At 59.5% G+C, this 6,205-nt stretch carries 3 protein-coding genes and 1 pseudogene; all 4 read left to right on the top strand.

Annotation, left to right across the window (positions count from 1 at the left end; translation table 11 throughout):
* Positions 1–3,582 (top strand): transglycosylase SLT domain-containing protein (locus tag HMPREF2978_RS08605; RefSeq protein WP_168166444.1); only part of this gene is annotated, 3,582 nt, incomplete at its 5' end.
* Entirely contained in the window at positions 3,583–4,317 is a 735-nt protein-coding gene (locus HMPREF2978_RS08600; RefSeq protein WP_070745023.1) for a hypothetical protein, read from the top strand.
* Positions 4,318–4,399: 82 nt separating this feature from the next.
* Complete coding sequence (locus HMPREF2978_RS08595; protein ID WP_070745021.1) at positions 4,400–5,371, top strand: hypothetical protein; 972 nt, start codon at positions 4,400–4,402, stop codon at positions 5,369–5,371.
* A pseudogene (locus HMPREF2978_RS08590) lies at positions 5,371–6,205 on the top strand (hypothetical protein); the annotation flags it as partial. The gene HMPREF2978_RS08595 and the pseudogene HMPREF2978_RS08590, both read left to right, overlap by 1 nt.

The following is a 6,205-nucleotide window of genomic DNA, read 5'->3' as shown; positions in this document are numbered from 1 at the left end:
TCCGGCGGTGAGGCCATTATGCGGCCCGAGGCCACTCGAGTCCTCGGCTCGTCTTGGGTAGACGGCGTAAACGCCGCAGCTCGTATTGGTGGAGAGCAGGGCGTGGAGGATTACCTGTACGGAGACGAGAAGAAACGCAGCCTTGGTGGCTTCTACTCGGGTGGTGTGATTGGCTCAATCACTGATTGGGTCAAAAAGTATTACCCGATGATGACGATTACCTCGACGCTGCGAAATACGAATGACTATCACGGTCAGGGACTCGCAGTGGACTTCTCTAACGGAACAGACACGACGCCCCAAATGCAGTCTGCGGCTCAAAATCTGTTCAGCAACTACGGTAAGGGCCTGCTGGAGCTCATTCACTCGCCGTTTAATCACAATGTGAAGCACGGCAAGGACGTGGGAGACGGCTTCGGTTTCTACGGTGCGGGGACAATGAATCAGCACCGTAATCACGTTCACGTGGCCTCTCAGCAGCCCCTGGGCGATCCGAAGAACATGGTCGAGATGGTATGGGACGGCGCGAAGGCCGTATTCACTTCCATCAAGGATCGGGTTACCGGACTGTTTAATCCGATTATTGATGCTGTGAAGGGAAAGATTGATTCGTTTAGTGCCCCTGGCATCATTGGTGGTCTCCCCTCGGCGATGTTTAAGACCCTGTGGGGTGCGGCGAAGGACTTCCTGATGGGTAAAGCCGATGAAGCCTCGTCTTACTCTGGTGCTGCTGGTAGCGCGGGAAATGCTGAATCGTGGCGCGAGATGGCGATGGCGGCGATGCGCCGCCAGGGATTCAATGCGGATGACCCGGCACAGGTCAATGCGATGCTGTCGCAAATCATGTCTGAATCTGGTGGTAATCCTGGGATTGCTCAGCAGATTGTGGACATTAACGGCACTGGTGATTCCGCTGGTGTGGGATTGCTGCAGATTATCCCAGGTACTTTTGCGGCTCATCGTGACCCCGAGCTGCCGGATGACCGGCGTGACCCGTGGTCGAATATGAACGCGGCGCTGCGCTACTACAAGTCCCGGTATGGCACTGACCTCACCACTATGTGGGGCCATGGTCATGGCTACTCCTCCGGTGGTGTGGTGGAACTGCCGAAGCTGTACGACCAGGGCGGATGGCTGGAGCACGGAAAAACCGCGCTTAACCTATCGGGCAAGCCGGAGCCGGTGCTCAACCACGACCAGTGGGGTAGTGTCTCCGCCCTGGTCCGGCACCTCGGCGACCTCGTGCCCGCCATCAAGGGGCAGACTGAGGCCATTGCCGTCGCGGTGGAAAACGCTGAGAAGTGGATGGCGAAGGCTGGAAACTACAACTCGACGGAGGGGATTAACGCCCGTCAAACTGTGCGGCGTGTCCTAGACCTTGGGCTGGACCTGCCCGGCTCTGAGCAGATTCGTGTCATCCTCGACGGGGAGAAAGCCCTATGGGATTCTCGTGCTCGCGCTGTCGGTCATACGGAGGCGCTGGCCGAGAAGGAACAGGCCCTGGCGGACGCGAAGAAGAAGCTGCGCGAGCTCGAAACCGGCGAGGTAGAGCTCTCCGTCAAGGACAAGCGCAAGCTTGCCGACGCGGAGAAGGCTCTGGCGGATGCACAGGCTGAGGCCGGCAAGTCCACCAGCAGCTCAGCCACCGCTGCTAGCCGGGTCGCTGACGCCGAAGACGCGTTGGCGAAGGCCCGCGAGAGCGGTGACGCTGAGAAGGTCGCCAAGGCCGAGGAGAAACTGTCCCGCGCCCGCGAGAAGTCCACCGCGTCCTCGGAGAAAGCGAACGACAAGGTTGCCAAGGCTGAGGAGAAGCTGTCCCGTGTCCGTGAGGATTTGGGGATTAAGCAGGAGGAGGATGAGGCGAAGCGTGCTGAGGAAATCGAGAAGGCTAACGAGGCTGTGACCAAGGCGGAGGGTGACCTCGCCGCGGCACGCAAGAAGCAGGCCGAGGACCTCGACAACGTTGTATTGCTCTCGCAGCGTCAGATGAAGGGGCTGATTCCTCAGGCCGAAGGGCTGGCCTCGAAGCTGATTGGCATGGGCGCCCCGGCTGGTGCTGTCGGCGCTGGCCTGGACATGGTGGTCGGCAAGCTCGCTAGCCTCGCGGGGCTGGCAGGCCCGACAGGCCTGACCCTGGGCATGGCCATGGACATGCTCAAGGTCGGTATCAGCATCATCAAGTCCATCGTCGAAGCGATTGTGGAGCTGGTGAATCGGATTCGCAAGGCCCGGCTGGAGGCGCTGAAGGCGCTTGCCGACGGATGGGCAGTCATCGCTGACTATGCGAATCTTGTCGTCGAATTGCAGGGCAGGGTGACCTCCCTGCAGCAGGAGCTGGTGCGTGGTGCGAATGCGCAGCGGGAGGCTGAGTACAACCTCATGTTGGCGCAGCATGACCGCTACATTGCCGAAGCCGACGGGGCTTTGCGGGTAGCTGAGGCGCGCCTAGCCTTGGATGAAGAGATTCGTCGTGGGGCGGTTGCGGCGCAGCTGAAGCTGCTGGGCTTGCACGAAGACTGGGACTCCTACATGGCCTATCAGGCCCTGGAGGCCCAGGGCGTGCTTAAGGAGTGGTCGAATTCGGCTATCTCCGCGCTGTTTACGTACGAGAAGGCGCGTGCTGAGGCGCTTAAGGGTGAAGTTTCGGCTCGTCTGGAGCAGATTAAGGCCGAGGCTGCTTTGGCTGAGGCGCAGCGCCAGAACGTACGTAACCAGCAGGACCTTCTGGTCGCTCAGGAGCGTCTGATTCGTATGTCCGCGAAGGTGGCGGGCGTCGACCTCGTCGAGGCCACCGGCACCGCCCAGGTGGCGAAGCTCATGGCTGAAATGGCTGAGGTCAAGCAGGCCATGGATAAAAACGTCCTCGGGCGCTGGGGTGCCGCGCTTGGGGCTAATGGTTCTTATGCGAATGAGTACCGTGGCCAGCAGGCACAGTATGAGTCGCTGCAGCGGGCTTTGGATGCGGTGCTTGAGGAGACTGGGGTCAAGATTGACCGTGGGAACCTGGACCGCACGCTCAAGCTCATGGGCAGAGCAGCGTTCCGTGAGGGTGATGCCATGGCGGTGCTGCGCGCCCAGATGCCGGAGCTCGTGCAGGCGGAGACCGCGCTGCGCGTCAACGAGGCACTCAAGCCGGTGCAGGAGGCGCGTGACCAGCAGACAGACCTGGCCCGCCAGGTGGAGGACTTCACTGCAGAGATTGGGCTGTATGAGAAAACCACCCCGTTGGAGCGCACCCTTAAAGGGCTGGACTACACGATTCAGTCGTTGGAGCAGGCTTCAGCCGCGTTTGCCGACGGTAATGAGAAGCTGCGTGGCGAGTATCTGGCCGCGGCTAGAGCAAATCGTGATGCGGCCGAAGATGCTGGCGTGAAGTGGAAGCTGGACTCGAAGTACGCGACTACGGGTGTGCGTGACCAGATTCGTCGCGAGACGACGATTCACCTTGATGGGGAGAAGATGTACACCGCGGACCAGATTGACCAGCTTTTGGCTGAGGTCACGGCTGGCACTAATGGTTCGTATCGGATTGTCCGTTCGGCTAGTGAAGTCGCTGTGTCTCGTCGGAAGGAGCTGGTGTAAATGCTGAATGTGGTGTTGATTACTGCTCTGGGTGATGAGTGGCGGCTGTCTGGCACAGGGACGGATTCGTCGGTGTTGTCGCCTTATGGGGCTTTGGTGGAGCTTCGGGCGAATGTTTCGAGGTCTGATTTGCCGGTCCCTGGCGGTGCGGGAGTGCTGCCGGGGGCTCGGCGTTTTGGTCCGATTTCCACGGAGCTCGAGTTCTTCCTGAAGACTCGTGATGGTGAGGCCCTGGAGGAGACGCATCGCCGTTTGCGTCAGGGGTGGGCTGCAGCGACGCGGTCTAATCCGTGCGTGATTAGCATCGAGTCGGATAGTCCTTTGTCACCGTTGACGTTTGAACTGGTGGTGGACGGGGTATTGCCGGGCGTGCCGGTTGATATGCGTCGCCGGTCGGCGGAAACGTTGACGGTGCCGGTGGTGTGTTTTGATGGTGTGGCTAAATCTTCGGTGATGACCGGAACAGGAAATGTCACAGTGACGAATTACGGTGATGTTCCAGTATGGCCAAAAATCCGCTATAAGGGCGCCGGAGGAGTAGTAACTAACCCATCTGGGGCGAAATTCACGCTTCCCCGCGCCGCCGAGGAAACCACCATCGACTTAGACCCGAGCGTGCTCCGCCTGGAGGGCGCTTTCCCGGAGCATGTGCCACCAGGAGCTACTGGGGTGTGGATGTTGCCTGCGGGTGCGCAGCTCGAGTGGGTGCTCGGGGTTGCTGACCCGTGGAGCTAAACCCCAAAGGACCTTAAACAAATTGGAGGTGTGGTCCTTCCTCCCCAATTTTTGACTAACTGAATTTTGTGAGGTGTGGCCTGTGACTGACTGGGCGTCGTGGAAAAAGACCGTTGACTACACCGTTAAGACCCAAGGCCGCTGGTATGGGATTGGTGACGCGGACGGGAACCCACTGTTTACTCTTCCGATGCCGTTGGAGCCGGATACACCAGACCAGTGGATGGAATCTGCGGACCTGCAGGTAACGTTTCCTGCTCGCGAACCGGATGGGTCGGTAAGCCGTGTAGCAGAGCTGTTGGTGATGGATGCGCTAACCAAGTTCGACCCCTCGGGCCGGTTGCCTACCGCCGAGGGTGACTACATGCTCCTGGCCGCATTCCCTGGGGCCGATAGTCATGTCGTGCGGCGCGGCGGGGCAATCGTGCACGCCACTGCGAACGATGAGGACAACGACGGGATACCGTCGGAAATTACAATCAACGCGCTGAACTGCATGGACGTGTGGCACACGATACCGGCGGTGTCATGGCCTGCCGCGTGGTGGAAAGCGGAACCATACGAAACAAGTTCCGATGAATCAGGCCTTGCGTATAAGCAGAAGCGCCTCATGGCCCGCGTAGAGCTGGCAACTAACGCCATGTTCGTGTGGAAAAACGGGCCGGCTGCTTTTGTGATTCGCCGCCTGGCGCAAGAATCCTTGGACGCGGCGATGCGCACCCAAGCCGACCCTGACGGTGTGAAGTGGGTCGATGACCCCTACCACGTAGTGGAAGTGCCCGAGATGGACACGTCGGAGGAAATCAGCCTTGAGGCCCGCGACGGGTTCTTGTGGGAGACGGTATCGAAGCAGGCGGAGAATGCCGGCGTCATTCTGGGGGCTTATATCTGGTGGCCAGGGGATGCGCCGGTTCGGTGCTGGTCGCAGGCCACGTCGAGTATGAGCCCGCGGGATGTGGATATTACGCCGAGTGAGGGGAAATCTTCTCGCACGTTGGGGTATCGGAAGTTTGAGCACGCGATGATTGTGCTGACCGTTAAGGAGGTGGCCTAATGGCAACGCCATATCTGATTGCGGATTCGGCGCAGGTTACTGTTCTGCGCTCCCTCGCGTCCACCGCGTTCGGCAAGTATGGCCTGAAACTTCCTGAAGGCGTTGACCTTGAGGACGTGTATGAGGTCAGTGCCGCAGGTAATGAGCTGGCCTACGTGTCCAGCCTTGGCAGTAAACGGCGCGTGGGCGGCATGTTCCGCAGGTTTGTTAGGGCGGATGTGAGCGTCACCGCCAAGGACGAGGACATGATTCCGGCGTCGGATGTGGAGCGGGTTCTGGACGAGGCTGCGAAGCGTGTGTCTGGTGATTTCTTCCTCGAGTCGGACATCTCTAAGTCGGGTCTTGGCCCATGGGAGCCGATGGTGGATTTCCAGGTTGGTGACATTGTCAATGTGGAGATTTGGGGTCGTGTGGTCCCGTTGGCGGTGACTCGGATTGAGCCGAAGCGTACGGAGCATTCTGATATGGATTGGGCTGTCCATGTGGGTGGGCAGTTGTTGTCAGATGCTGAGGCGCGTTTAGCTCAGAATGCTGAGATTTATAACGCGGTGGTCAGTGACCGCCGTGAACTCGCCGGACTAGACGGGAAGATTCGGGCTGAGACCAGCAACCGTAAAGCTGCTATTGCTTCGGAGTCGCGTCGTTCTGATGCGTATGCGGATTCTGTGGCTGCTGGTTTGTCGGCTGATTTTGAGGCGTCGTATGAGCGGTATTCTAAGGCGCTTACTCAGCTTGGCGCCACGTGGCGGCAGGAGCTGCAGAACGGGTTGAGTGCGGAGCAGCAAGCTCGCTTTGAGGCCTTGCGCCAGGAACAAAAGGCGCGTGAAAAGGCTG

This window comes from Corynebacterium sp. HMSC074C01, assembly GCF_001814605.1.
GTDB lineage: Bacteria > Actinomycetota > Actinomycetes > Mycobacteriales > Mycobacteriaceae > Corynebacterium.
Note: the sequence above shows the minus strand (reverse complement) of the source record. Positions and strands in the feature narration are given on the sequence as shown.